General features: G+C 42.2%; 21 protein-coding genes. 4 read left to right on the forward strand and 17 right to left on the reverse strand.

What is annotated here, in order from left to right; genetic code table 11:
• Positions 1–42: 42 nt before the first annotated feature.
• Positions 43–879 carry a 5'/3'-nucleotidase SurE gene (gene surE, locus JMX13_RS03635; RefSeq protein ID WP_201609595.1) on the reverse strand — a complete coding sequence of 279 codons (837 nt, stop codon included), beginning with the start codon at positions 877–879 and terminating at the stop codon, positions 43–45.
• Positions 880–1,474: 595 nt separating this feature from the next.
• Here surE and JMX13_RS03640 point away from each other — a divergent pair.
• Entirely contained in the window at positions 1,475–1,912 is a 438-nt protein-coding gene (locus JMX13_RS03640) for an MCR_0457 family protein (protein ID WP_201609597.1), read from the forward strand.
• 613 nt (positions 1,913–2,525) lie between these two features.
• Positions 2,526–3,692 (forward strand): D-alanyl-D-alanine carboxypeptidase family protein, encoded by a 1,167-nt coding sequence (locus JMX13_RS03645; protein WP_201609599.1) that lies wholly within the window; start codon positions 2,526–2,528, stop codon positions 3,690–3,692.
• Positions 3,693–3,836: 144 nt separating this feature from the next.
• On the opposite strand, the gene JMX13_RS03650 is transcribed toward JMX13_RS03645, so the two are convergent.
• The 13 genes from JMX13_RS03650 to JMX13_RS03710 all read right to left on the reverse strand — a co-directional run bounded on the left by JMX13_RS03650 (position 3,837) and on the right by JMX13_RS03710 (position 20,807).
• A complete protein-coding gene (locus JMX13_RS03650; protein ID WP_201609601.1) occupies positions 3,837–5,798 on the reverse strand; it encodes a sensor histidine kinase in 1,962 nt (653 codons plus the stop codon).
• Positions 5,799–6,038: 240 nt separating this feature from the next.
• Entirely contained in the window at positions 6,039–7,481 is a 1,443-nt protein-coding gene (gene der, locus JMX13_RS03655) for a ribosome biogenesis GTPase Der (RefSeq protein ID WP_201546843.1), read from the reverse strand.
• A 419-nt stretch (positions 7,482–7,900) separates the two neighbouring features.
• Positions 7,901–9,109, reverse strand: a complete 1,209-nt coding sequence (bamB, locus tag JMX13_RS03660) for an outer membrane protein assembly factor BamB (protein WP_201609603.1) — start codon at positions 9,107–9,109, stop codon at positions 7,901–7,903.
• Positions 9,110–9,387: 278 nt separating this feature from the next.
• Positions 9,388–10,176 (reverse strand): YfgM family protein, encoded by a 789-nt coding sequence (locus tag JMX13_RS03665; RefSeq protein WP_201609605.1) that lies wholly within the window; start codon positions 10,174–10,176, stop codon positions 9,388–9,390.
• Positions 10,177–10,253: 77 nt separating this feature from the next.
• Positions 10,254–11,555 (reverse strand): histidine--tRNA ligase, encoded by a 1,302-nt coding sequence (hisS, locus tag JMX13_RS03670; protein WP_201609607.1) that lies wholly within the window; start codon positions 11,553–11,555, stop codon positions 10,254–10,256.
• A gap of 94 nt (positions 11,556–11,649) precedes the next feature.
• Entirely contained in the window at positions 11,650–12,765 is a 1,116-nt protein-coding gene (gene ispG, locus JMX13_RS03675; RefSeq protein WP_201546834.1) for a flavodoxin-dependent (E)-4-hydroxy-3-methylbut-2-enyl-diphosphate synthase, read from the reverse strand.
• A gap of 151 nt (positions 12,766–12,916) precedes the next feature.
• Complete coding sequence (locus JMX13_RS03680; protein ID WP_201609610.1) at positions 12,917–13,732, reverse strand: helix-turn-helix domain-containing protein; 816 nt, start codon at positions 13,730–13,732, stop codon at positions 12,917–12,919.
• On the reverse strand, positions 13,729–14,664 hold the full coding sequence (pilW, locus tag JMX13_RS03685) for a type IV pilus biogenesis/stability protein PilW (RefSeq protein WP_227686199.1): 936 nt from the start codon (positions 14,662–14,664) through the stop codon (positions 13,729–13,731). The genes JMX13_RS03680 and pilW overlap by 4 nt, the downstream gene beginning before the upstream one ends.
• Before the next feature lie 259 nt (positions 14,665–14,923).
• Positions 14,924–16,153 (reverse strand): 23S rRNA (adenine(2503)-C(2))-methyltransferase RlmN, encoded by a 1,230-nt coding sequence (gene rlmN, locus JMX13_RS03690; protein ID WP_201609620.1) that lies wholly within the window; start codon positions 16,151–16,153, stop codon positions 14,924–14,926.
• A 440-nt stretch (positions 16,154–16,593) separates the two neighbouring features.
• Positions 16,594–17,025, reverse strand: coding sequence for a nucleoside-diphosphate kinase (ndk, locus tag JMX13_RS03695; RefSeq protein ID WP_055124481.1), 432 nt, complete (start codon positions 17,023–17,025; stop codon positions 16,594–16,596).
• Between the two features lie 334 nt (positions 17,026–17,359).
• Positions 17,360–17,776, reverse strand: a complete 417-nt coding sequence (locus JMX13_RS03700; protein ID WP_201609627.1) for a lysozyme inhibitor LprI family protein — start codon at positions 17,774–17,776, stop codon at positions 17,360–17,362.
• 242 nt (positions 17,777–18,018) lie between these two features.
• Positions 18,019–19,308 carry an adenylosuccinate synthase gene (locus JMX13_RS03705; protein ID WP_201609629.1) on the reverse strand — a complete coding sequence of 430 codons (1,290 nt, stop codon included), beginning with the start codon at positions 19,306–19,308 and terminating at the stop codon, positions 18,019–18,021.
• Between the two features lie 182 nt (positions 19,309–19,490).
• Positions 19,491–20,807: an ATP phosphoribosyltransferase regulatory subunit gene (locus tag JMX13_RS03710; protein ID WP_201609631.1), complete on the reverse strand. Its 1,317-nt coding sequence runs from the start codon at positions 20,805–20,807 to the stop codon at positions 19,491–19,493.
• A gap of 590 nt (positions 20,808–21,397) precedes the next feature.
• Between JMX13_RS03710 and JMX13_RS03715 the strand changes: the two genes are divergently transcribed.
• Together JMX13_RS03715 and corA are read left to right on the forward strand one after the other, a co-directional pair.
• Entirely contained in the window at positions 21,398–21,787 is a 390-nt protein-coding gene (locus tag JMX13_RS03715) for a DUF2237 family protein (RefSeq protein WP_201546817.1), read from the forward strand.
• Positions 21,788–21,898: 111 nt separating this feature from the next.
• Positions 21,899–23,122, forward strand: a complete 1,224-nt coding sequence (corA, locus tag JMX13_RS03720; RefSeq protein ID WP_201609633.1) for a magnesium/cobalt transporter CorA — start codon at positions 21,899–21,901, stop codon at positions 23,120–23,122.
• Between the two features lie 80 nt (positions 23,123–23,202).
• Here corA and JMX13_RS03725 read toward each other — a convergent pair whose 3' ends face one another.
• From JMX13_RS03725 to JMX13_RS03735, 3 genes are all read right to left on the reverse strand, one after another.
• A complete protein-coding gene (locus JMX13_RS03725) occupies positions 23,203–23,685 on the reverse strand; it encodes a phosphate-starvation-inducible PsiE family protein (protein ID WP_201609693.1) in 483 nt (160 codons plus the stop codon).
• A gap of 104 nt (positions 23,686–23,789) precedes the next feature.
• The gene (folD, locus tag JMX13_RS03730; RefSeq protein WP_201609642.1) at positions 23,790–24,686 is read right to left on the reverse strand and encodes a bifunctional methylenetetrahydrofolate dehydrogenase/methenyltetrahydrofolate cyclohydrolase FolD; all 897 of its coding nucleotides are present in this window, start codon (positions 24,684–24,686) and stop codon (positions 23,790–23,792) included.
• A 267-nt stretch (positions 24,687–24,953) separates the two neighbouring features.
• On the reverse strand, positions 24,954–25,643 hold the full coding sequence (locus tag JMX13_RS03735) for a sugar transferase (protein ID WP_201609650.1): 690 nt from the start codon (positions 25,641–25,643) through the stop codon (positions 24,954–24,956).
• Between the last annotated feature and the right edge of the window lie 42 nt (positions 25,644–25,685).

Below are 25,685 nucleotides of genomic sequence, written 5' to 3' on the forward strand. Positions count from 1 at the left end.
TTTTAAGCACTGACAAACATCACTATGGATGAACCAATCAATTTACAGCACCAACGCCGAGAGCATATCAAGGGTTTCGGTTGGCGTATGATGCAGACGCACAGGCGATAGACTAATATACCCTGCTGCCACCGCTTGGTCATCCATCATTTCTATTGCCGATAATTGAGTGTTTTCATTTTCCGTTGATAGCTCACTTGATAGCCCACTTGATAATGTACGTTGACGTTTGCGTAGCGATAACCAATAAGCATCGCGGCCACGTGGGTCGACCACATGATGCACAGGACGTGCAATCTGACTATGACTTAACGCTGTTATTTTTCGACCTTTAATCACAGCGTTGCTATCAACATCAGGAATATTAACGTTTAATACATGATAGGGCAAATTTTTGCAAGCATCTAATATCGGAGTTTCCGTCAATAATTTGACAATTTCATTTGCCGCCATTTGATAATGACTGGCTTGTGCTTGACCTGTGCCTTTTGTTCCACCGCCCACTAAAGAGGTAGCAATTGCTGGTAAGCCAAAAAGCTGCGCAGTTAGTGCCGCGCCAAATGTGCCAGAAAATAAAATGTCCTGACCGAGATTGGCGCCTGAATTAATACCGGTAATCACACAGTCAAAATCGGTATGACGATAGAGTTCATGTAACGCCAAATACACACAATCAGCCGGTGAGCCATTAACTGCAATAAACCCAGACTCCAGCTCATGGGTATATAACGGCGTTGAGATACTTAGAGAGCTTGCGCAGCCGCTTTGCTCATTGCTTGGCGCAACCACCACCACTTCTGCGATAGTAGACAATGCCTGATAAAGTGCCAATAACCCTGGAGCATGCACCCCATCGTCATTACTTATTAAAATTTTCATTTTTACTCAATTCTACTTAATACGGTTATTAATGACCGTCTGTCTACTTATTCACTTTTTTGTCGTAAAGTTGCTATAATCCACATTCTGCATAAGGGTTTTATTATTAAAGATGCAATTGCTATAAGTAAAAAATAAGCAGTAGCCACACGTTAATATCAGAGGTGAAAAATTAGTGCCAGAACACAAATAAAAAATATAGATAAAAACTGTTAGTACCAGTTATCGGCACAAAAGTCACCGCTAGGCCACATAATATTTTGGGCGATTATACCCTAATACTAGACAGAGACGAACCCAGTACTTCGCTCTGACTTTCTCCACAGTTAGTTTTATTAGCAGTTTTTTGCCGCCAATAATGAGCAGTTTTTAGCGTAAAAATACTGCGCTGAGGTTACAGTAGGCAACAAGGTACAACATTATCAGCTTATACTTTTATGCTGAGGTAACTTAGCACTCTATAATACTGCTATGTTTCTGTAAACGTGGTTTAGCTCACAATATATCTACACATAAATCAATATTTTATGTGACTTTTGTTTTTTTACCCATTAACATAGCACCATCAAACAAAGACAAGCGAGTGTGATACTGAATGAATAATCAATCGATATTATCTATAGCTTCTGTGATAGCGAAGACCGCCTCAAAAGTAGGTCTGGCAGGACTGATAACGTCTGTTGCTATGCTGTCTCAAGCGACCAATGCCGCCTCTAATTCGGCAACGACGATTCCGCTGGATTTATCTGGTGTCAACATCACTAAGCATGAGATTGCTGTGATGCAGGTACTGTCAGAGATATGTCCACCGATGTTAACTGGTAAACAAAAACAGCGCTTTTATAAATCTTATAACGTCCAGCTACATGAGTTGATGCCATCGTTAGAAGACCCGAAAGCAGCGATTCAATATCTATCTACTCAGCAAGATTATCGCCAGATATTGCAAGGTATTCGCAGTTGGACAATGGGCTTCTCAAAACAAGACAACAAAGCCTTATGTGAAGATTTGGCGAATGCTGAATACTCTTAAAAGTTAATTTTAAAGGCTATGGTCAAAAAACCTCTTAAATAGCCCTCTTTAAAAGTATTGGTATAAGTAAAAATCAGCAGTCTATAACGTGAACAATATTAGTCATCTATAATAATCAAAATAAAATCACTACTAGTATCATGTTTAAGCTGTTGTTTTTAGAATAATGAACAAAACTAACCAATTAATAAACTATAAGCTTAAACATTAAGCTCATAGAAAACATGAAGCTTGCTGTCATCTGGTCTGCTTAGCGTAGATGGGACAGCAGGCTTTTTTGTGGCAGTTAAAAAAGTATTCATTTATCGAAATATAAACTGTGCTTAAGCACTCTTTTAGCCTGCTATATAGCGATGTTTTATCATAACGATTTATTGTTTTTGGGCGCGCTCTATTTTATTGTATTTATCGATTCCCCATCGGTCGGCATTTTGCTAAGATAAGGCGTTAATTTTATGTCCATCGCTTGGTTATCGCGATTCTTATGAAAAATCTGTTTTAAATCTTGGTTTTAGAGTCAGCTTTAAAATATGTTACGACAGATTAGCCTTGAGATTTAGTACGAGAAATGAGCGGTAGATACATTTGGTTTTATGATGCGGTGTAACAATCTATGACAGTAAAGCGTGTAAAAAAACAGCTAGTACAGCTGATAGTTGGTGTCAGTGTTTCTATGAGTGCAGTGATGGCGAGCGCAGCCATACAGCCACCTGTGATGGAAAATACGGCTTATGTATTAATGGACTATAATACTGGTGAAATATTGGCACAAAAAAATGCCAATCAAGCACTACCACCAGCGTCTTTGACCAAGATGATGACCAGTTATATCATCGAGCAGCGCTTAGCATCAGGTGACCTCAAGGAAGACGAACAAGTTTTAATGAGCCCAAGTGCATGGTGCCGCGGCAGTAGCAGTCAGTCTTGTATGTATGTGCCGGTCAATAAAACCGCCAGTGTCATCGATATGCTACGTGGTATCATCATTCAATCAGGCAACGATGCCTCAAAAGCGATGGCTGAGCATATCGCGGGTAGCGAAGCCTCATTTGCTATCTTGATGAATGAGCAGGCTGAAAAGCTTGGGATGAAAAACACCCATTTTGTTAACTCTACCGGTATGCCAGACGAAGGTCACCAAGCATCAGCGTTAGATTTAGCGAAACTGTCACGCGCCATTATCAAAAACAGTGGCGACTATTACGGTCTTTATTCGGAAAAAGAGTTCACTTATAACGGTATTACCCAAGGTAACCGTAACGCTCTGTTAGCGACTGACCCTACTGTTGATGGCTTAAAAACGGGTCATACTGATGCAGCAGGCTATTGCCTAGCAGCCTCAAGTAAGCGCGAAGATATGCGCCTGATTTCTGTGATCATGGGTACAGAAAGCCAGCAAGCCCGTGCCGATCAATCACGTGAGTTACTCAACTGGGGTTTTGGTCATTTTACTACCGTCACTAAAGCACCTGCTGGGCAGTTTGTTAGTAAAGTACCCGTATGGTTTGGTGAAGTGAAAGAAGTAGAGCTTGCAACTGGTGATAGCTTACAAATCCTGACCGATAAAACGCAAAAAAATAAAATCACCACCGTGGTTGATATTCCTGAAAGCTTAGAAGCGCCTATCAAAAAAGGTCAAGAAATTGGCAAAATGATGGCCGTTATTGATGGTAAAGCGGTTGCCTCTGTGCCTATCGTAGCCACGAGCGATATCGAACAATCAGGCTTTATGAGCCGTATCTGGCAACGTTTTACACGCTGGGCACAAAACTTATTTTAAGTAATTGATTCAATAATTTACTTCAAGAATTATTTGTCATTACATAGCAGTTATTAGCAATTTTAGTATAAAAAAAGACGCCCATCAAAAGGCGTCTTTTTTATTTGTCTATTCTTATCACTATGTTCGTACCTACCGCCATCATTAAGACCAAGCAAGCAAGCTCTTTAATAAATTGCTGAGCGCTTTATCTTCATAGGTCGCTACTTGACAGTAATCCACCCCAGCTGCTTTTAATCCATGCTCAAAGCTGTCTAAATATCGGGCTCGCTGCTGTGGATACCAGAATACCAATAAAGCCCGATAGTCGGTCTCAGAGGCACGTATACGTCTTGCTAATGCTTCAGCCTTGTCTGGGAATATATCTTCAGCAAACATGACCATATCAACTTTTCTATGCGTCATCTCATCAATAATCAGCTGTTCATGTTGATAGCAGATGACGTGTGCGCCCAAACGCTGCAATTCATCTACCAAAGCGCCACTATCTTGGTAGTAGTAATAGATGATAACCAGCCCCGCAAGCAGATGCTGCTGGCGTGATTGGCGTTGAGTGGACAGCGGAATGGTAACAATAAACTCCGTCCCTACGCCAAGCGTACTATCAACATCAATACTAGCGCCCATTAACTGCGCCATTTGCTTAACGACAGGCAAACCAATACCTGTCCCTTCATACTGGCGAGTTTGTGATGAATCTACTTGAAAAAATGGATTAAAGATATCTTCTATAAAGCTGCTATCAATGCCGATACCTGTATCTTTTATCCGAATCTGCCAGCGATTACTATGATCGAAATGGGTCAATTGCGAAGTAAGGCTCACCTGCCCAACTGGGGTAAACTTAATCGCATTGCTCAGCAGTATCGATAATATTTGCTGGATTTTTTCGGCATCACCTTCAAGGCTATAATCAATATGATGGATATGGCTAACCAGTGCCAAAGCTTTTTGACTGGCAATAGGTTCAAATTCTGCCAACAGGTCAGCAATTAATTGTAGTGGATTAAACGCATTTTTTTGTAGGCTAATCTGCCCTTTTTGAATCTGGTTAAGCTGAATGATTTGATTCAAAGCTAAAACTAATTTATCACTACCATTGCGAATAATATCGATCGCATCTTTTTGTTCATCATTAACGTGTTCATCATCTAGCAACTGTAAGCCGCCAACGATGGCATTAAGCGAGGTTTTTAACTCATGGGTAATCATGCTTTGAAAGTTATGCAGCTGCAAATCGAGCGATACATCTTTTTGATGCAATTGCTGCTCGAAAACCGCGAGTGCTTCATAATCTTGTTTTGATTGTTGCAAACGATTGAATAAAATCGTAAACGCCTGTTTAATTTGCACCAACTCTTGAAACTTAAAGCGCTGCGGAATCGCTGGTAACTGCTCAAGCTCAGGGTTTTTAATAACAATGTCACAGACTTCATTCAGCACCGCAATATCTTTGGACGGCCAATTCAATTTGCGCAAAATAAACAACGCCCAAATAATCGCTAATACTGTCGTCATCACCCATAACCATAGATTGCGTTGCAGCCAGTTTGCACGCAGCGCCGTCACATCTAAGGTGATATTTATATAGCCTACTAAAGTATCATCCGTACTTAACTCACTTGGCGGGGTTTCTTGAAGCGTAACATCTGGCAGAGCGCTAGCTGTCTGCTGGTTGGTGTTGGTTTTAAATTTGGCATTATCACTAGCCATAGATAGCGTGCTATTGCCATTAGTATAATATCCAATGACTGGATAATTAAAACTAACGGTATTAGCAAATAGCGCATTCATCCAATCATCTGTAGATAAATTTCTATCGACAATAGGCTGCGAGGTTGAATAAAACAAAATACTTTCAATATTCTGCTCATTTTCTAACAAAAAGCGTACTTGCTCAGCGACTACTTCGTCGCCATCTGCGCTCGCCGCACTAATGGTTAGTAAGTTCGCCAATTGCTGAGTATGCTGACGCACTTCTTTATAATGTTGCACCAAACCATAAACAAAAGACAATAGAAAACCTGCCAATACAGCCAAAATCATGGTCTGCATGATAGACTGCCAAATAAGCATGGTAAGGGTTTTTGTTGGGCGGCTGTTCATATCACTCAACTGAGTTAAAACAACATGTCATTATAGTATAAGCATATTATAGGGGTAATAAGCGCAATGCGACATTTTAATGTAACTTAAGAATGTGTTAAATTAAAAAATGCCATGACAACTCGTATAGTTATCATGGCAAATTATATTACAGAAAAGCAAGGATAGAAAAATAGTAAAGATAAAATAAAATGGTCTTTATTTGCTAAAAAATATAAAGACGGTCACTATCTCGTAAAATTAACGCTTTTTATCTTTATTGGTAAATCTCGGCTTATCTTTGGTGGTAAATTTTTGCGCACGATTGCGTTCACGTTGGCGTAGCTGCTGCGCTTTTGCTTTGGTTGGCGTGTCGCTTTTATTGGCGTATGGATTATCGTTTTGTTTAAAGATAACATTTAGCGGCGTACCCTCAAGCTTAAATACTTGACGGAATTGGTTTTCAAGATAGCGCTGATAGCTCTTTGGTAGCGAAGACGTTTGGTTACCATGAATAACAATTACTGGTGGATTATGACCACCAATATGCGCAAAACGTAGCTTGATACGGCGACCAGCAACCGTTGGTGGCGGGTTGGCAGCAACAGCATCTTGTAAAATTTGCGTCAAACGGTTGGTTGACACCTCAAACATCGACGACTGATAAGCACGCAAAATAGAAGGATATAAGTTACCCACCCCAGTACCGTGCAATGCTGAGATTTGATGGACTTTTACATAAGAGATAAAGTTGAAACGGCGATCCATCTCAATCTTGATATAGTTCTTTTGATCTGCAGTGAGACCATCCCATTTATTGATGGCGACTACCAAGGCACGACCAGCATCAAGCGCATAACCAATCATATGTAAATCTTGGTCGACGATACCTTCTTGGGCATCAATCACAATGACCGTGACGTTAGAATCGTCGATTGCTTGCAAGGTTTTAATGACTGAGAATTTCTCTACCTTTTCATCGATTCTGCCACGGCGACGCACACCGGCGGTATCGATTAAAACGTAGTCTCTACCTTCACGTGTATAAGGAATATAAATACTGTCACGCGTGGTACCCGGCATATCAAATACCACCACACGGTCTTCACCCAATAGGCGGTTAACCAGCGTTGATTTACCAACGTTTGGACGACCAATAATAGCCAGCTTTAAGCCTTTTGGCTCGACAACGTTTTCTTGTGTTGGCATATCAGCGGTCAGAACTTCTAACAAGTTACCAACACCGCGACCATGACTGGCTGCCATCGGATACGGCTCGCCCAATCCTAAGGCATAAAATTCTGCAGGCGCGGCATCGTGCGCGCCATCCACTTTATTAGCGACAACATAAACAGGCTTACCAAGGGTATGCAAGAACTTGCCAATCTCAGCATCGGCACCAATCATACCGGCACGGGCGTCGACCACAAAAACGATAATATCAGCTTCATGAATGGCAGTATGCGACTGCTCCGACATATAATCATCAATGTTACCGCTACCATCATCCGCTTCACCAATACCACCGGTGTCTACAACGATGAAAGATTTGTCTTCATAGGTTGCATCACCGTATTGACGATCACGAGTCAGCCCTGACAAATCAGCAACCAATGCCTGCCGACTTTTAGTGAACTGGTTAAATAAGGTTGATTTACCGACGTTTGGACGACCAATTAAGGCGACCACAGGCTTGATACTCATGGGTTACTCTCAGTGAAGGGCACAATGGCGGACAGCACGCTTACTCTTATCATAAAGATGAATAGCTGCACTTGACCGCGAATTTAAATAAATTATAAAAATAAAACGATAAAATTAGATAACAACGAATATAGTCAATTGGAAATAATATTAATATATGAATAGCCACGTGCTACAGATATAAATTCTAAAATGAATCGACTACATAGATAGCGTTATTATATATGAATAACGCAGCAATAACGCCTACTATATAGCGGTCGCATAGAGTACGCGAAAGCGACCGCTTAAACAAGCAATTTACACAAGGCACGAAACGCTGACTAAGCAGCGTTTTGTATTGATATCACTAGTAATTACGTCAATATAAGCAGGCTTGTTTAATCAGTACCATCAAATAAGCCACGGCTTATTAATATTTAGCGCGCCAATTGCCAAATAGCGACTTGTCCTGAGGTGCTTTGGGTTAGTAAGCGGCTACCTTGTAATTGCAAGCTACTCAATGCGCCTTTGGTCTGTACACGGCTGACGATTTTGCCGTTAGCAGGGTCAAATAAATGCACCACACCATCAAAATCACCGACAGCAATATAATTGCCAATCATTACAGGATTGGTTAGGTGGCGATAAGCCAACTCTTCACTTTCCCACAACACTTCGCCATTACTGCGATTATAGGCAACCACTTTGCCATCTAAGCTCGTTGCAATGACTTGCTGGTTGTTCACCGCCAGTGATTTTAAACTGGCAAGCTCATTGACGAACAACACTTCACGAGAGGCTAAGTTAATACCTAGCAACTGACCGCTATAGCTGATGGCAAATAACTGATTGTTATCAACGATAGGCATACCGTCGACATCGCTCATACGCTCAACTTCACTACTGCCCGCACCGACGCCAACACGGCGTGACCACTGCGGTAAACCATTATCGACAGTGATGGCATGTAAACGGCCATCAGCCGTGGCTAATAATGCTGTTTTAGCATCTAGTAATGTTGGTGCTGCCGTACCGCGTACGCTGATAGCCGGTACTTGGGTGGCAAATTGCCAAACCGACTGACCATTCTGTAACGATAAGCCATGCAAGAAGCCATCGTTAGCCGATAAAATCACCCGGTTATTGCTGATTAAAGCCGGTGTTAACACTGAACCGGTTAATTGCTGCTGCCAACGTTTAGCACCAGTCGCACTATCAAATGCCATTACTAGACCGCCGCGGGTACTGATAATAGCAGTTTGGCTCAAAGCATCTAAAGTAACGCCGCCTGTGATTTGATCGCCAACATTCACTGACCATGCACGTTGACCGGCACTATCAAAACCCGTTAAATCACCGCCGCGCGATGCAGTTACGATTTGCGAGTTGGCATAGCCCACTTGCAGGTCAAGCGGATCTTTACTACTGGCTTTTTTGCTACCAACATCGGTACTAAAAACCGGCTGCAATACACTAATTGGCTGCGCAATTTGCACCAATTTTACAGGATCATTGACGACTGGCTTGATACCTCGATTACACCCAACCACTGCGGTTGCCATCACGGCGATGACGGCGACATTCATGGCCGTCGTTTTGATGGTCTTAGCATTTATAGTTCTGTTTGAGCGAATAGCTTGAGTCATTACGGGTTCTCACTACCAATAAATTAATCATTAATGAATTAGCTCTCAGCAAGTAAAGGGTTAACAATAATAATCAGCACACAATAAGCACTTATTATTAATACCGCCCTCCTAACTCACTGCGCTACTTAGTTTTTTAAGACCGTTTTTTAAAACAGTTTGTAAAACGATTTGAGGTATTGCAATCTTTGTTAAGCCACTTATTAAAACGTTGGCGCTCATATTTAGCACCAGCGCTTGTTGTTCGAAATATTTTTAGTATCTGTTTTTTACATCTATTACTCAGCAATGGCTACCGTATTATGGTCTTCAGCTAATACGGGCTGTGCAGGCGCAGTAGATTCTTGAATAAGACCAGCTTGCGGTTCAATAGGCTCAGCTACCACACCGAGACTTTCCATCTTTAATGCCAATACTGCACGTGTTTCTTGACGGTTACGTAACAATTCCCAAGCATTATTGTAAGATTTAACCGCCGCGTCTTTATTATCTTGCGCCAGATAAATATCACCCAATAGTTCTTGCTGACTTGCTTCAAACGAGCTTGGCATATCGTTATTGGCTTCAGCTAAGGCAGCGTCGGCATCACCAGCCGCCAATAGCGTTTTCGCATAGCGTAGACGAGTAATTGCTTGTAGACCTGCATCACCCAAATCGATTGCTAGTGCCTTTTTAAAGGTCTCACTCGCACCTTTAAAGTCATCGTTATCCACTTGCTGACGCGCTTTAATCATCAGCGCCTGCCATGCATAGACAGAGTTACCATGTGTACTTACTAAAGCATCAATATCTTTATCTAACTGTTTACGGCTTTCAGCGAGTGACGCTTGCGTCTCTGCTTCTAAATCTGGGTTTTGCGACGCTAGGCTGACTTCTTCATTCAAACGCTGAATATCAGCATAATGGTCAGCGGCAACCGTATCGACGCGCGCATGGTTATTTTGCCAATACGTCCAGCCGAAATAGGCGGCCAACGCCAATAAAATCGCAGTGACAATATAGCTGCCATATTGCTTTAACGCTTGCATTGAATTGTCGGGGTTTGGCGAATTGGGTGTCAGAGCCATATATTTTTACCTGATAAAGTGTTATTAAATTGCCAAAGCTAAAGTCATAATGGATTACTGGCGAACAATCCTTTCTTTTACTGACGAACAAAGTTTTCTTTATTCGATAGCCAATCTGCCGCAACCGTTTGTTGCTCACCCGTCTGCATATCTTTAATACTGATGGTGTTATCATCGAGCTCTTGCTGAGCGATAATCACTGTCAATGTAGCGCCTGACTTATCTGCTTTTTTCATTTGAGCTTTTAAGCTGGTTGCGCTTGCCATTTTTACGCGCAAGTCAGGACGGCTGTAACGCAAATCTTGCGCATAACCAATACCCGAACTATAGACTTCTGGATGAGCAACCACAAAAATATCGCAAGCAGGCAACTCTGCAATCGGTGCCACAGCTTCGATAAGCAATAATAAACGCTCAAGCCCCATCGCAAAGCCAACGGCTGGCTCAGACTTCAGCGGTTTATTATGCTCTTTATCATGAGGGGTACCGATAGATTTTAATTGCCCAATCAAACCATCATAACGACCACCAGCACAGACGGTCGCTTGGCTGCCAAGCTTATCAGTTACCCACTCAAAAACGGTTTTATTATAGTAATCAAGACCGCGTACTAAGTGCGGATTAATCTCAAACTCAATACCAAGTGCGGTCAAATACGCTTGTACTTGTTCAAAATGCGCCTTACTCTCTGCACCCAAAAACTCAGCAAGTTTTGGTGCATCTACCAATAGTGCTTGGGTACTCACCTCTTTACTGTCTAAAATACGCAACGGATTGGTCGTTAAACGGCGTTTGCTGTCCTCATCTAACTGCTCTTGTTTGTCAGTTAGATACGCAACCAATGCTTCGCGATAAGCATGACGCTCATCAATCTCACCCAAACTATTAAGCTCTAAGCGCATCTCGTCTTTTAGACCCAGTTCCTGCCACATCAGATGAGTCATGGCAATCAGCTCTGCATCGGCATCCGGTAGCGCACTACCAAAGCTTTCGACACCCAATTGATGAAACTGACGGTAGCGACCTTTTTGCGGACGCTCATAGCGGAACATCGGACCGATATACCAAAGTTTCGGTGTATCACCGCGCAATAAGTTGTGCTCGATGACGGCACGTACTGCCCCTGCCGTACCTTCTGGACGCAATGCCAATGGCGTAGGTGGCTCAGATTTATCAGTAAAGCTATACATCTCTTTTTCGACGATATCGGTTGCGCCGCCAATAGCACGGGCAAACAAATCAGTTTGCTCAACGATAGGCAGGCGAATATGCTCATAACCGTATCTACCCAACACATCAGCCAATATCGACTCTAAGTGCAGCCATTTTGCAGACTGTTCAGGCAAAATATCATTAAACCCTTTGATAGCTTTAATCATGGTACGGTCGCATCCTTAAATTTTTAACAAAGTACTTTATTACTAATTATTCTTGTCGTGACGCCTATAAATAAGCTTTTAATAGCTCAGCGCCTTACTTTACACGAATGATTTCATTCTCACGTTTTTTCGCCAAGTCTTCAGCATGCGCACGTACCATACTTTCAATTTCATCGACCAAATTATTGGTATCAATCAAATGACTTTTTTCACCCATACGGTAGACCAGTGATTTTGGTGCAGCGCCGACAATACCAATGTCTGCTTCTTTTGCTTCACCCGGACCATTTACCTTACAGCCAATTACTGACAAGTTCATTGGTTCACGAATGTCTTCTAAACGCGATTCTAAAGCCGTCATCACTCTAATCACATCAAACTCTTGACGCGAGCAGCTTGGACAAGCGATAAAGTTAACGCCATTTGAGCGAATATTTAGCGATTTTAAAATATCAAAGCCGATTTTAATCTCTTCTTCTGGCTCTGCCGCTAAGGAGATACGAATGGTATCGCCTATGCCGTCTAATAATAGACCGCCTAAGGCAATCGCGGATTTCACCGCGCCCGTACGATAAACACCTGCTTCGGTGACACCTAAATGTAGCGGATTATCAATCTGAGCAGAAATCAGACGATAAGCATCCAAGGTTAAAAATACATTACTGGCTTTAACCGACACTTTATATTGATCAAAGTTCAAGCGCTCTAATATATCGATATGGCGCATGGCTGATTCGAGCATCGCCGCGCCGGTCGGCTCAGTATATTTACGCTGAATGTCTTTTTCCAGTGAGCCTGCATTGACGCCAATACGGATAGGAATATTGTAATGCTTGGCACAAGCAACCACTTCACGCACTTTGGCGTCGCTACCGATATTACCAGGGTTGATACGCAGGCAATCGGCACCAGCTTCAGCAACGGCTAAAGCAATTTTGTGATCGAAATGCACATCGGCTATTAAAGGGACGCTAACCAACTTACGAATTTCACCAAACGCTCTTACCGTATCCATCGTCGGCGTCGATACGCGCATCAAATCTGCTCCTGCTTCAACGCAGCGCTCGATTTGGGCAACGGTCGCTGCCACATCACACGTATCGGTATTGGTCATACTTTGCACGCTAATCGGTGCATCACCACCAATCGCGACATCACCGACATATATTTTTTTAGTAAGACGACGGTTAATAGGCGCTGACGTTGACATAGACAAACCCTTTCATTGGAACAAATTGGAACGAAAAAACTGGAAACAAACATTACTTTTTAACGCTAACAACTTTTATGTCATTAACAATAACTGCTTTAAGTTAGCCGTCATTTAAACAACATTTAATTTAATGACAAGCTGTTTAATATTATGGTGCTAGCTCAAAACTGGCTTGCGTACCTGTTGCATAACTGTCTAAAGCAACTGCTTCTTGATTAAGCATCAAGCTGACATTCTTAACATTATCAATCTGTACATTAAATGGTGGCATACCTGATAATTTATAATCACCAGCTGTCTGCGAACCATTCATTAGGTTGCTACCTGAGGCATCGGTAATAATCACAACAGCAGCATCGGTCAGTTTGACGTCTAGCGTGGCCGCTGCCGTACTTTCGCCGCCCAAATTAAGCGCCGAACCAGAAGCACTGACGCCATTAGTATCGCTGTTAATCGCGGCACCCTGCGCTTGCTCTATAGCTGAGATGTCTTCGCTGGTATTTACTGGCTGCTCATTATTTTCTTTACTGGCATTAGTGACCATACGAAATAAGAAAATCGCTAAAATAATGACCCCAATCACTGCGATAATAAGCAGCGGATTAAAACGGATACGGTTATGAGTATCACGCTGCAAGGTACCCATCGGACGCAGTGGCGACTCAATATTATTGCTCGAGCGTGACTTTAGCTCAGTTGGATAAGCAGCATCGAAACTACTCGCTATTTTTACCGGATCTAGACCCAAAAACTTGGCGTAGTTAATTGCAAAACCACGCGCAAACGCTGCTTGCGGCATCTCCGAAAAGTTTTCATTTTCTAGCGCTTGCAAATGTCGTTTCAAAATAAATAACTCAGCGGCCGCGTCCTCCAAGCTTAATTGCTTGTTTTTGCGGGCTTGCTGCAACATAGCACCAAATGATCCCTGAGCGTTAGATTGAGTGTTTGATGATGGGGTGGTCATTTCCATGGTGCCTCTGGATTGTTAAGCCAAGTCTTAAGTTGTTTTGCTTCATCACTTAATGGATAAGCGGATAAAAGCTGCTGTGCCAATTGCTGGCGCGTTGCTATGTTGTTTTGTGCCGCCGCAAGCTTGATGCCTTGTAATAGTAAACGCGGGCTGATGCTCTGCCCTTTTACTAATAGCAAGGTTTCATCATAAAGCCTTTGTGCTTGCTGCACACGCTGCTGCTCTAGTAATAAATCGACTAGCTCAAAGTGCGCAATTAAGCTATTGCGGTTGCCATCTAAGGCGCGCAAAAATGCTTTGGCAGCAGCTGGATGATCATTCAGCTGAAGGTAGGTACGCCCTAAATTCTCTAACGCCCCGATACGACCCTCGTAGCCAAGCGACGCTCCTGCAATCTCAAACTGCGCCGCCGCCTCTTTATAGCGCTTCATCTGTGACAGATAAACACCATAATTATTGTGGGCTTGATCAAAATCTTTATCCAACGTAATGGCTTTTTTAAAATACTGATCGGCTTTTTCAAGATTGAGGCGACTGCCCTCTTGCTGCAACAAAACGCCCATCATATCATAGGCCGGCGCGTAACGGCTATCGGCAGCAAAGGCTTTTTCAAGTTGACGCTGTGCAGCATCAAGTTGATTTTCGCGGATATATTGTGCAGCAAGTGAGGTGCGAACGCGAGCAATTTCTTGCTGATCCAAATTGCGATTGTCATTCGGTCTCGTCGAGCCTTGATAAGGCGCACTGCCTAATAAATCATTGGTCGGCGTACTTTGACAACCACTAAGTAGCAAGACGCTTAACGCACTGGCTAACAAAATGTATTGTGAGCCACGCTTTTGGGCAATATTGACGCGTGATTGCTGCGCCGCTTGAGCAAACAAGATTTGATATTTGAACTGACAAAGATTTTTAAAAGTCATCATAGCCGCCATCATAAAACTGAGGTTCAATGCGTTCTTCGAGGCATCAGTTTAATAGATTTAACCCCTATAAGTACAATTTATTGTCATTAAATGCGCCACACTCAAGTATTGATGTGAATAACTACATTTTATTACCGTTGTGAGATAAGAATGACAGCTAAGCATTTAATTTAAATACCCGACATTAGCCATGTATGCCAATACCCGATTATTCAATATCTATCTTTGCATTATTAATGGCATATTTTTTTACAATTTACTAAGTATTTTCCCGATCTTTGATACTTTGCTGCCACGCCGCTGAGCGGCGAGTTCTGTCAGCGACTTGCCCGACCAACTGCCCACAAGCAGCATCGATGTCGTCACCGCGAGTTTGACGTATGGTACAAACAAAGCCTGCTTCACTTAGTATGCTGCTAAATGCATGAATGCGATTATTACTTGACTTATCATAGTCTGCATGTGGGAACGGATTAAACGGTATTAGGTTAATCTTACTCGGTAAGTCGCCTAATAACGCAACCAATTGCTCAGCATGTTCATTGCTATCATTGACACCATCTAACATCACATATTCAATCGTCACATGCTTTTTATGGCGCGGATTGACATCAAAAACGTAATTTCTCGCTGCTGCCATCAACTGCTCTAATGGGTATTTTTTATTAATGGGTACCAGCTCATTACGCAGCTCATCGTTTGGCGCGTGTAATGAAATCGCTAAAGCGACATCAAGCTCTTGCGCTAGTTCATACATCTTTGGCACCACACCTGATGTTGACAAAGTGACGCGGCGTTTTGATAAACCATAAGCGTGGTCACTGAGCATCAGCTCCATCGAGCTGACAACAGGACGATAGTTTAATAATGGCTCGCCCATGCCCATCATCACCACGTTGGTGACATTGTTTTCCCATAAGCTATGGTCAACGCTGTCCAAACTGTCGTTTTCATCGGTCATATAAGAAGCATTTGCTACCCATAATTGCCCGAGAATCTCAGCTGCTGTCAAATCACGCTCAAAGCCCTGCTTACCGGTACTACAGAAGCTACAGTCTAGCGCACAGCCGACTTGTGATGAGATACATAGGGTTTTACGACCGTTTAACTTACTGTCGTCGGCTGGAATTAATACTGTCTCAACCAATGAGCCACCTGTGACTTCAAAGACCCATTTACGCGTACCGTCTTCACTATATTGACGATGAATCACTTTTGGCGGAATCACACAAGCATTGACTGCTAATTTATCACGCAATGATTTGCTCAAATTGGTCATTTGCTCAAAATCTGTCACGCCATGCTGATAAATCCACTTAATAACCTGCGTCGAGCGGAATGGCTTTTCGCCGATACTTTTAAAGTAATCTGCCAACTGTGCTTGGGTCATGCCTAAGAGATTGGTTTTAGCTTGCGCTTCATCGACGAGTTTGATGCTATTCGCAGACTTTTTTGGGGTATGTTGGATGGGTGTTTGAATAGTGGACATAATAGGTAACCTTTTTGCAGCCATTTGGATAAGCGCTGCAATTATTGAGATGGGCGTTGCCAGTCAGTCATACGTCTTATGTATGAGTACATGAGCAATCCGTTATGAGCGCATTTCTTATTGAGGTATTTATGAATGCTTAGAATTTATAAAACCTGATAAAAACATGCTGATAAGGGATTGATTATGCTCGTTAAAACTAATAATGAGGCAAGTGATTAAGAATTTCAACGTAAAATTAAACTATTATAATAGCTAAAACGGCTTATACCAAAAGATATAAGCCGTCTTGCCATACTAATAATTTATAATCAATTTTATAAACCATTAGTGCATAGTGAATCAAATATAGAGCTGGTACAAGGAAGACGAGCGCAAATCGTACATTGAGTACATTAAGCTAGTCTGACACCGTAACAGCCTATATTTGGTTTACTATATTAACGCGTACGTGCACACACTTCTTCTTCATTGAAGAAGTAGCTGATTTCACGTGCTGCTGATTCAGCTGAATCTGAACCATGAACGGCGTTTTCATCGATGCTGCTAGCGAAATCAGCACGGATAGTGCCTTCAGCCGCGTCTTTTGGGTTAGTAGCGCCCATGATGTCGCGATGCTTAGCGATAGCGTTTTCACCTTCTAATACTGATACCAATACTGGACCTGAAGTCATAAATGACACTAGGTCATTATAGAATGGACGCTCAGCGTGCTCAGCGTAAAAACCACCTGCTTTTTTATCATCAAGTTGCATCATTTTAGCTGCAACAATTTTTAGACCTGATTTTTCAAAACGGTCATAGATAGCACCGATGTTGTTGCCAGCTACTGCGTCAGGTTTGATGATAGATAAAGTACGTTCGTTAGCCATGAAAAGCTCCTAATACATAAGTGAGGGATTAAATAATTTATGTTGTCTGTGATCACTGCGCTGACTAAAGGTATTTATGCATGTCCAATACGGATACACAATACGAAGATACCGCGCCCAACGAATGATTGCTGCCTATTATAATGATTGAGACTGTAAATGATAGGTTTAATTACGCTAACTGTTCAGAAAAGCAAGGTTAAAAAAGCTTTAAAACTGCGATGGTTTAGAAACCGTACAATTTTAAAGCTTAGTAATACAAATAGCGTTGCAGTAGCTTTTATAGATTCAGTATTTACAGGCTCGATATTTATACACCTAGAATCAGCTAATCTTACTCTCCTAAACGACTATCGCGGCAACTACCCGCATTACATTCACGTACCCGCTCATTTAGGAAGTTAACTCGTGTCGTTGTTTTACGGGTCGCGCAGCCCATATTAACAAAAAAACCTTCGTCATTATTATAACTACATTGGTCATTACGCTCGCGTATCCACGCTAACTGACCACGTTTGAGCGTAGCTTTTTGCTGTTTGTTCAATAATTTGCTTAATTTATTGTAGGAATTATTAAGCTCTTTATCGGCTTCAAGATATACTTTAGTGAGGCAGTAAAGACCATCAAAATCATTGTTAGGTTTATCACAGTTTTCTGCACCCCAAGAAAGCATAGGAAACATAAAAGCTGCGGATGTCAGCATAGCTAATAAGGTTTTAATAATAGTGCGCTTCATAATATTAGTTTTCATGTTATGTCCCTCTTATAGTTTGCTGATAATCAAAAATCCTTTTTGACACATGAAATGCGACTCAACAAAGATAATGCTGTTGTTATCATCATTAGCTTAATCTTTTTTGAAAGCGCTTACCTTGATTTAATGTAATTAAAATGTGGCAATATTTTATAAGAATTTTTAAAAAACTCTTATAAAAAAACCTCCACTGCGTTTAAACAATGGAGGTTATTATTAATAAGTAGCTTTTTTACTAATTACGCATCATACGGATCGCGTAATACAATCGTCTCTTCGCGGTCAGGACCCGTTGAGATGATATCGACTGGGCAATCAATCAATGCTTCGATACGCTTGATGTATTTTTTTGCATTTTCTGGCAAGTCGTCATAATTGGTGATACCAACGGTTGACTCACTCCAACCTTGTAGCGTTTCATATTTTGGCGTGACTGACTCGTAGAACTCAGCATCGTGCGCGCCAGCAAACTCAGTATCTGGCACGTCATAGCCTACCCCAATGAGCAGCTCTTCAAGTCCGTCTAGAACATCAAGCTTGGTCAAGCAAATACCTGATAATGAGTTCAGTACCACTGCACGGCGCAACGCTTCGGCATCAAACCAACCACAGCGACGCGCGCGACCAGTGGTTGCACCAAATTCATGACCGACTTTGGCTAAATGGGCGCCAACATCGTCAAACAATTCGGTTGGGAACGGACCACTACCAACACGCGTGGTGTAGGCTTTAGTGATACCAAGGACATAATCTAAATACAATGGACCAATACCCGTACCAGTCGATACGCCGCCCGCGGTTACGCTAGAGCTGGTGACAAACGGATAAGTACCATGGTCGATATCAAGTAATGTACCCTGCGCACCTTCAAACATTAGGTTCTTACCAGCAAGACGCAATTGATTTAGGTCTTCGGTCACATCGGTAACCATGCCTTTGATCTCTTCTTTCCACTCTTGGCAAAGCTTAAACGTCTCATCGAAATCAATGGCATCAACTTTATAATACTGAGTCAATTGGAAGTTATGATATTCGATTAGATTACGTAGTTTTTCTTCTAAATCATCACGGAACAAGTCAGCAAGCTTGATGGCACGGCGCGCAACTTTGTCTTCATAAGCTGGTCCAATACCGCGACCTGTGGTACCGATTTTGCCAGTACCGCGCTTAGCTTCACGAGCTTGGTCAAGTGCGACATGATAAGGCATGATAAGAGGACAATTTGGTGAAATACGTAGGCGCTCACGGACTGGCACGTTGTTGTCTTCTAATTCTTTCATTTCTTTTAGTAATGCGTCAGGTGCTAGCACCACGCCATTACCGATAAAGCAGGTCACGCCTTCACGTAAGATACCTGATGGAATCAGGTGTAAAACGGTGGTTTTGCCATCGACGACTAAGGTGTGGCCAGCGTTATGTCCGCCTTGAAAGCGTGCAACCGCTGAGGCTTTTTCGGTCAGTAAATCAACGATTTTACCTTTACCTTCATCGCCCCATTGGCTACCCAAAACTACGACATTCTTACCCATAATTAATCCTTACCTTTATGTATTGAGGTGTGTGCAATAATAATTTTAAAATAACTTATCAAAACTCACGTCGTGCTAAGAAATGATATGTTATTCACTGTCTATTTTTTAGAAATTTAATAAATAAGTTTCAATAAATGAGGCTTATTCGAACTGATTATTAGCTTAACGGATTTTTAAATTTAAACCGCTTCTAGCTGCCACTGATTATTGGCAAAGTTTAAACGATGCGTCATCGCCGCTGGACGGTCATCGAACGTTAAAGGCATAGTGACACGGTAACCTTGCTGACGTAAGCTGGTGACCTGCTGTAATAGTATTTGCATTTGCGCTTTATCAGTATCAGCTTGCTTTAATGCCTGATAATCAACCAGTACAATAATCGGTGACTCAAGCTGGGTATGTGCCAGCAAACGGCTGACATCCATACTAAAGCCTGTTGCTTGACGTGGCTGCTTTGCACTTAACTGCCCAACACTTTGCATACCATCAAAGCGCCCACCACGTACCAGCGGCTGGGTTTCACTATTGATATAGCCGTTAAAGATGATACCCGTATGATAATGATAGCCCGATAGCTCCGTCACATCGATACTGACTGGCGTCTGCCATTGCGTTTCTAAATGTGCTTTTAAGCGTTGCAGCTCATCGACAGCCGTCACGATATGTGTATCCTGCTTGGCAGTATCTGACAGCGTATCTAATAACTTTGCCATATCATGACCAAAGCGTGCCAAGGCATAGAAATCATTGCCCATTGACAGTAGCTGGCAGACACGTTTTAGCTCTGGTAAATTTTTATTTGCATAGAGATTCATTAATTGCTCGGTGTCATTGTGCGACAACTCAGCCAATGCCGCCAAACGCTTAAATATCGCCACATGACCCAAATCAATATGCAGCGCCGCGCTCATATCCAAGCTATTGACCATACTAAAAAGCACATCTATCAGCTCGATGTCGGCCGCAAGTTCGCCGCAACCAAATATCTCCGCACCCAACTGTAACGGTGTGCGCGAACCAAACAATCCTGACGGTAAGGTATGAATCACATCGCCGGCGTAGCAATAACGTGCAATTCCGCTACCGCCGTGATGGGCATCAATACGCAAAATCTGCGGGGTAATATCAGCTCGCACACCCATCAAGCGACCGGTCAGCTGATCGATAATCTTGAATGTTTGACGCTTTAAATCTTCTGATGCCTCACTCAGTAATGATTCGGTAAACTCAATTATCGGTGGATTAACTAACTCATAGCCGTGGCTGATAAGCTGCTGGATCAATTGATGTCTAAGTACCTCTTGCTTGTGTGCATCTTCAAACAACACATCGACGACCCCATCAGGCAGCAGCCAGCTGTTATTAGCAACATCGCTAGCAAAGTTGCTGAGATATGGCAGGCCATTAGCGGTAGCACGATTATCAGCAGGCTGAGTCGCCTCTGGTTTTGTCGTATTTGACTGGGCAGGTTTTGCAGAATCAGAACTGGCAGACACAATGAATCCTTGTTTGGCGTATCGCTTACCAAAAACGCGGTACTGATGCGGTACTAAAAGGTTGTATTTACAATTGCAGGGATGTAAGGCGTTTTGTATTTTTGACGCGCAACATCACTGACCCAATTATCTATAAGCAAACTAGGTGACCGCAAAAGGGTGAGTAATAAGTATAAGTTAGGATGATAAGACAAGTATCTTTATGCGTTAAAAAATTATGATAAATAATCAAGGCACTTTATGCTTTAGTTTAGCATAGCAGCCAAGCTTCGCCTAGTGACAATTAACCCCAATTACTATCTAATTCATGGTCAAAAGGTTTACAGTCTTCATTATTAATAAGGTATGCATTCAGCAAGAATAACTGAAAATAAAAAGTAATACCTATCGAGGATAAGAGCAACACAGGGTTATTTATGCTGATTATCTCTCATTGCGCTTACTTATTTTCTAGAATCTCGTTTCTTAACATCACTACTTATCAACATTACTGTTTCTATCAGCCTGAAGCGTTGCGGTCTGTTACTTGCATAACGCCTTATCGCTAGACTCATGTTACACTAAAGCATATTTTTATCTGGGAAAGCCTTATGTCATCTGATTACCACCCAAATCCTGCTATCAACCAAACCAACGTCCTTGGCACTGCCCTAGCCAGCTGTTGTTTTGACCCTATTACCGGCTATTATCGCAATGGCTTTTGTCATACCGGCAACCATGACGTTGGTCAGCATACTGTGTGCGCTAAGATGACCAGTGAATTTTTAAACTTTTCTGCCAGTCGTGGCAATGATTTGATCACGCCGCTGCCCGAGTATGGTTTTGCCGGTTTACAGCCTGGTGATTACTGGTGTATCTGCGCACTACGTTGGGTCGAAGCATTAGACTTCGATATTGCGCCGCAGATAAAGCTCGAAGCTTGTCATGAAAGTTTATTAAGTTTGGTGGATATCGAAACGCTGAAACGCTTTGCATTGTAGTTTGTAGAAAAGTAATTGCACAAATAGTTATTTTAGTCGCATGTCATAATCTATTTAATTTAATTTAATGTTTATTTTATTTAACATTAACCACCGACTAAAGGAGAAGGTATGAACCAAGATGATGACCTGATTGTCAAACCGACAACGCGTATCACACCTGACTCTAATGTCAGCCTTATCGACACCTGCATGGGCGATGAGCGTTCTTATTTAGACAATTACGATAGCTATGACAGTTATATTTATGGCGACGCCGATGCGACGGTCGAGGATACGATTGAGACGATGACCGTCTATGACCCCGACTCTGAGCGTTATGAGGATATCGATTTATCTAGCGATGACGAAGTCGTCAATTGCTATGCTTATTCGCGTAAAACGGGCGAAAAAACCAGTAAAGTTGGACTAAGTGATGTGAGTCGCGCTTTAAGTAATAGCGGTCAATTTATCTGGCTTGGTCTTTATGACCCAAGTTTGGAAACCATGGTCAAAGTTAGAGATGCCTTTGAGCTACATGAACTGGCGATTGAAGATGCCTTTGCTGATCATCAGCGCGCCAAGGTTGAGAACTACGACAATGACATGATATTTGTGGTGCTACGTACTGCCAAGCTTGAAGACAATGTTATTCGCTATGGCACCACCGCTATATTTATGGGTAAAAATTACCTGATTACCATTCGCAATGGGCCCTCGAACTCTTATACACCGGTGCGCGAACACTGTCATCGTCGCCCAGAAAAGCTGCGCATGGGACCTATCTTTGTTCTGCATGCCATTCTCGATTTTATCGTCGATAACTATATGCCGATTACCGATCGCTTGGGCAGTTATCTGCGCGAGCAAGAACGTAATATCTTTACTTATGAGTTTAATAAAGAAACGCTTAGAAATTTGTATGAATTAAAATCGCAACTGGTTCATATGCGCGCGGTGATTTTACCGGTACAAGATATCTGTAGTTTCTTTATCAATCACGATAAAAGCGACCTAATATCGCCGTTTTCTCATGCTGCTAAGCCCTACTTCCGTGACGTTAATGACCATTTATTGCATTCTTTAGATGCGATTAATGGTTTAAATGAAATGCTTAGCGTAGTCATGAACACTTACCTCGCCATGGTCAATATGGGACAGAATGAGGTGGTACGTAAACTTGCTGCTTGGGCTGGTATCTTAGCGGTACCAACGGCGATTGCTGGTATCTATGGGATGAACTTTGATTTTATGCCAGAGCTACATTGGCAGTACTCTTATCTGGTTATCATGGCCGTTATCTTCTCGCTATGTAGCTTCTTATACCTTAATTTTAAACGCTTGGGTTGGTTATAAGTTAGGCTGTGTTATAGGATTTTAGACAAAAAAAGGGCTGCCATTGGCAACCCTTTTTTATTAACCACTATTAAAAAACCTTACTTACGATAATGAGTGCTATCAACGCTCGGTAGATGATGCTCGGTACTGGTCACTTGATGGTCATCTAAATAATCTTCTGGTCGCCCAAACATCTTCGCCGTCCACGTTAATATCACAATCGATGCACTAAGCACCATGATGGCAAAGGAAATCGTTGCCAATAACCATAAATGAAAGTTATCTGATACTGCCTGTACATCGACCACCAAATGTCGTGATAAAGCGGTAATCGCAATAAATATCAAAAACTGCACTGGCAGACGATGGGTTTTAAAATAAATCCCAATCATCGCCAGTAGCTCAAGATAAATAAACAGTAGTAAAATATCTTTTAAATCGGCCGAGCCTTTTTGAAAAATAACAAAGAACTCTTTGCCCGCTGTCCAAACCACCACCACACTGATCAAAAATAAAATAATATAGTGGCAGATATCGACAAACTCACGGCCGATATGTTGCATGCGCTCATGTATTTCCATTTTTGGCTTTGATACATAAGAGGTATTGGTTTGTTGGGCTTGATGGACTTTACTATTTTTCTGTTCTGATTGCTGTTCTGGTTCTTGCTCTGACAGCGGCTTCATCAGCTGACTGCACTATTGTCTAAACCAGCAGACTTTTCGGCCGCATCAACCGTTTGACGAATTAAGGTATTAATGGTCATCGGTCCAACGCCGCCGGGAACGGGTGTATAAGCACTGGCAATACTTTCTATACCTTGCAACTCGATATCACCAACGCCGCCATTATCCGTTGGATGGAAACCTGCATCGATAACTACCGCGCCTGCTTTAATCCAATCAGCTTTAATCAGCTCAGGCACACCCACTGCGCCAACTACGATATCAGCACGCTTAATATGCGACTCTAGATCTTGCGTTCTTGAATGGCAAATCGTTACCGTACAGTTGGCATTTAATAGCATCATAGCCATTGGCTTACCCAAGATAGCACTGCGACCGACGACCACTGCCTCCAAACCAGCAAGCTCAATATTATGATGCTCTAATAAATGCATGATACCTTGCGGGGTACATGAGCCGTAAGCGGACTGCTGCATCGCCATACGACCAAAACCAAGACAGGTCACGCCATCGACGTCTTTTGCCAAATCAATCTGCTCAAAGCAAGCGCGCTCATCGATATGCGCGGGTACTGGATGCTGTAGCAAAATACCATGAACGTCTGGATTGCTATTAAGCTCGTCTATTTTAGCCATCAGCTCTTCGGTGGTTGTCACACTTGGCATCTCAACCCGTATAGAATCCATCCCGACACGCTTACAAGCATTGCCCTTCATACGCACATAAGTCGCAGAAGCAGGATCGTCACCGACCAATATCGTCGCTAGGCTTGGTGTACGCCCTGTCTTAGCTTTAATAGCGTCTACACGCGTACTCAGTTGCTGTTCTATTTGTTTAGCAAGTGCTTTACCGTCCAAAACGGTAGCAGATCCTTGGGCAGTTGACGTAATAGACATAGTAACTCCAATAGAGGGTGCGATAAAAAAAGTAAAGACAGCGCCTGCAGTATTTTTGCATGCCTGTCTTATGCGCGGTCAATTCTTTTTGACCGTTAATTGAGACTGATATTGTACCTGTCTGGGGTAAAAAATCCTAGCGCACTTTAAAGAGACAACGATAAAGAGCTAATAATATAACCACTTCTATAAGTGTTAGGTAACTTATATAACTGCATACACTTTTAATAAAGCATGATACTTATACATCTTATTTTCAACACTAGACTAAACATTGGTGTTACGCTTTGAAAAATGCCTATTCAGACATCGACGGCTTAACAAGCTTCTCCTAACACTGGCGTTTATGACTTTATAACTTCGGCGCTTATTACCCGTAAATCGGCTCATTGTCGCTTCTCCCTCGGCACAAATGCCATGCTTTGTTATAACTAGCCCCACTGTTTTAAATAATATTTGAATATCTAACCAGGTTGATTGATTACTAACATACCAAATATCGAGTTCAAAGCGTTTTTCCCAACTGATATTATTACGACCATTGATTTGCGCGTAACCCGTAACTCCTGGTTGAACTAAGTGCCTCTTAAACTGCTCTTCACTATATAGTGGCAAATATTCCATAAGCTGAGGACGCGGCCCTACTATACTCATTTCACCTTTTAGCACATTCCATAGTTGAGGTAACTCATCGAGACTACTGGCTCGAAGTTGCTTACCAAAATTTGTAAGACGATATTCATCAGGCAAGAGATTACCTTCAGAATCTTTCTCATCACTCATTGTCCGAAATTTAATAATCTCAAATGTTTTACCATTAAGACCGGACCGAGCTTGTCGAAATAACACAGGTGCGCCAAAATTTTTCCTAACTTTGTATGCCACCAAGATGAAAATAGGCAGCATTAAAAATAAGGCCATTAGAGCAATGCTCACGTCGAATATCCTTTTAAGCATTTTAAACCTCCTATGTAGAGCAATTGACGATATACCCAGACC

This window comes from Psychrobacter immobilis (genome assembly GCF_904846285.1).
Classification (GTDB): Bacteria; Pseudomonadota; Gammaproteobacteria; order Pseudomonadales; family Moraxellaceae; genus Psychrobacter; species Psychrobacter immobilis_D.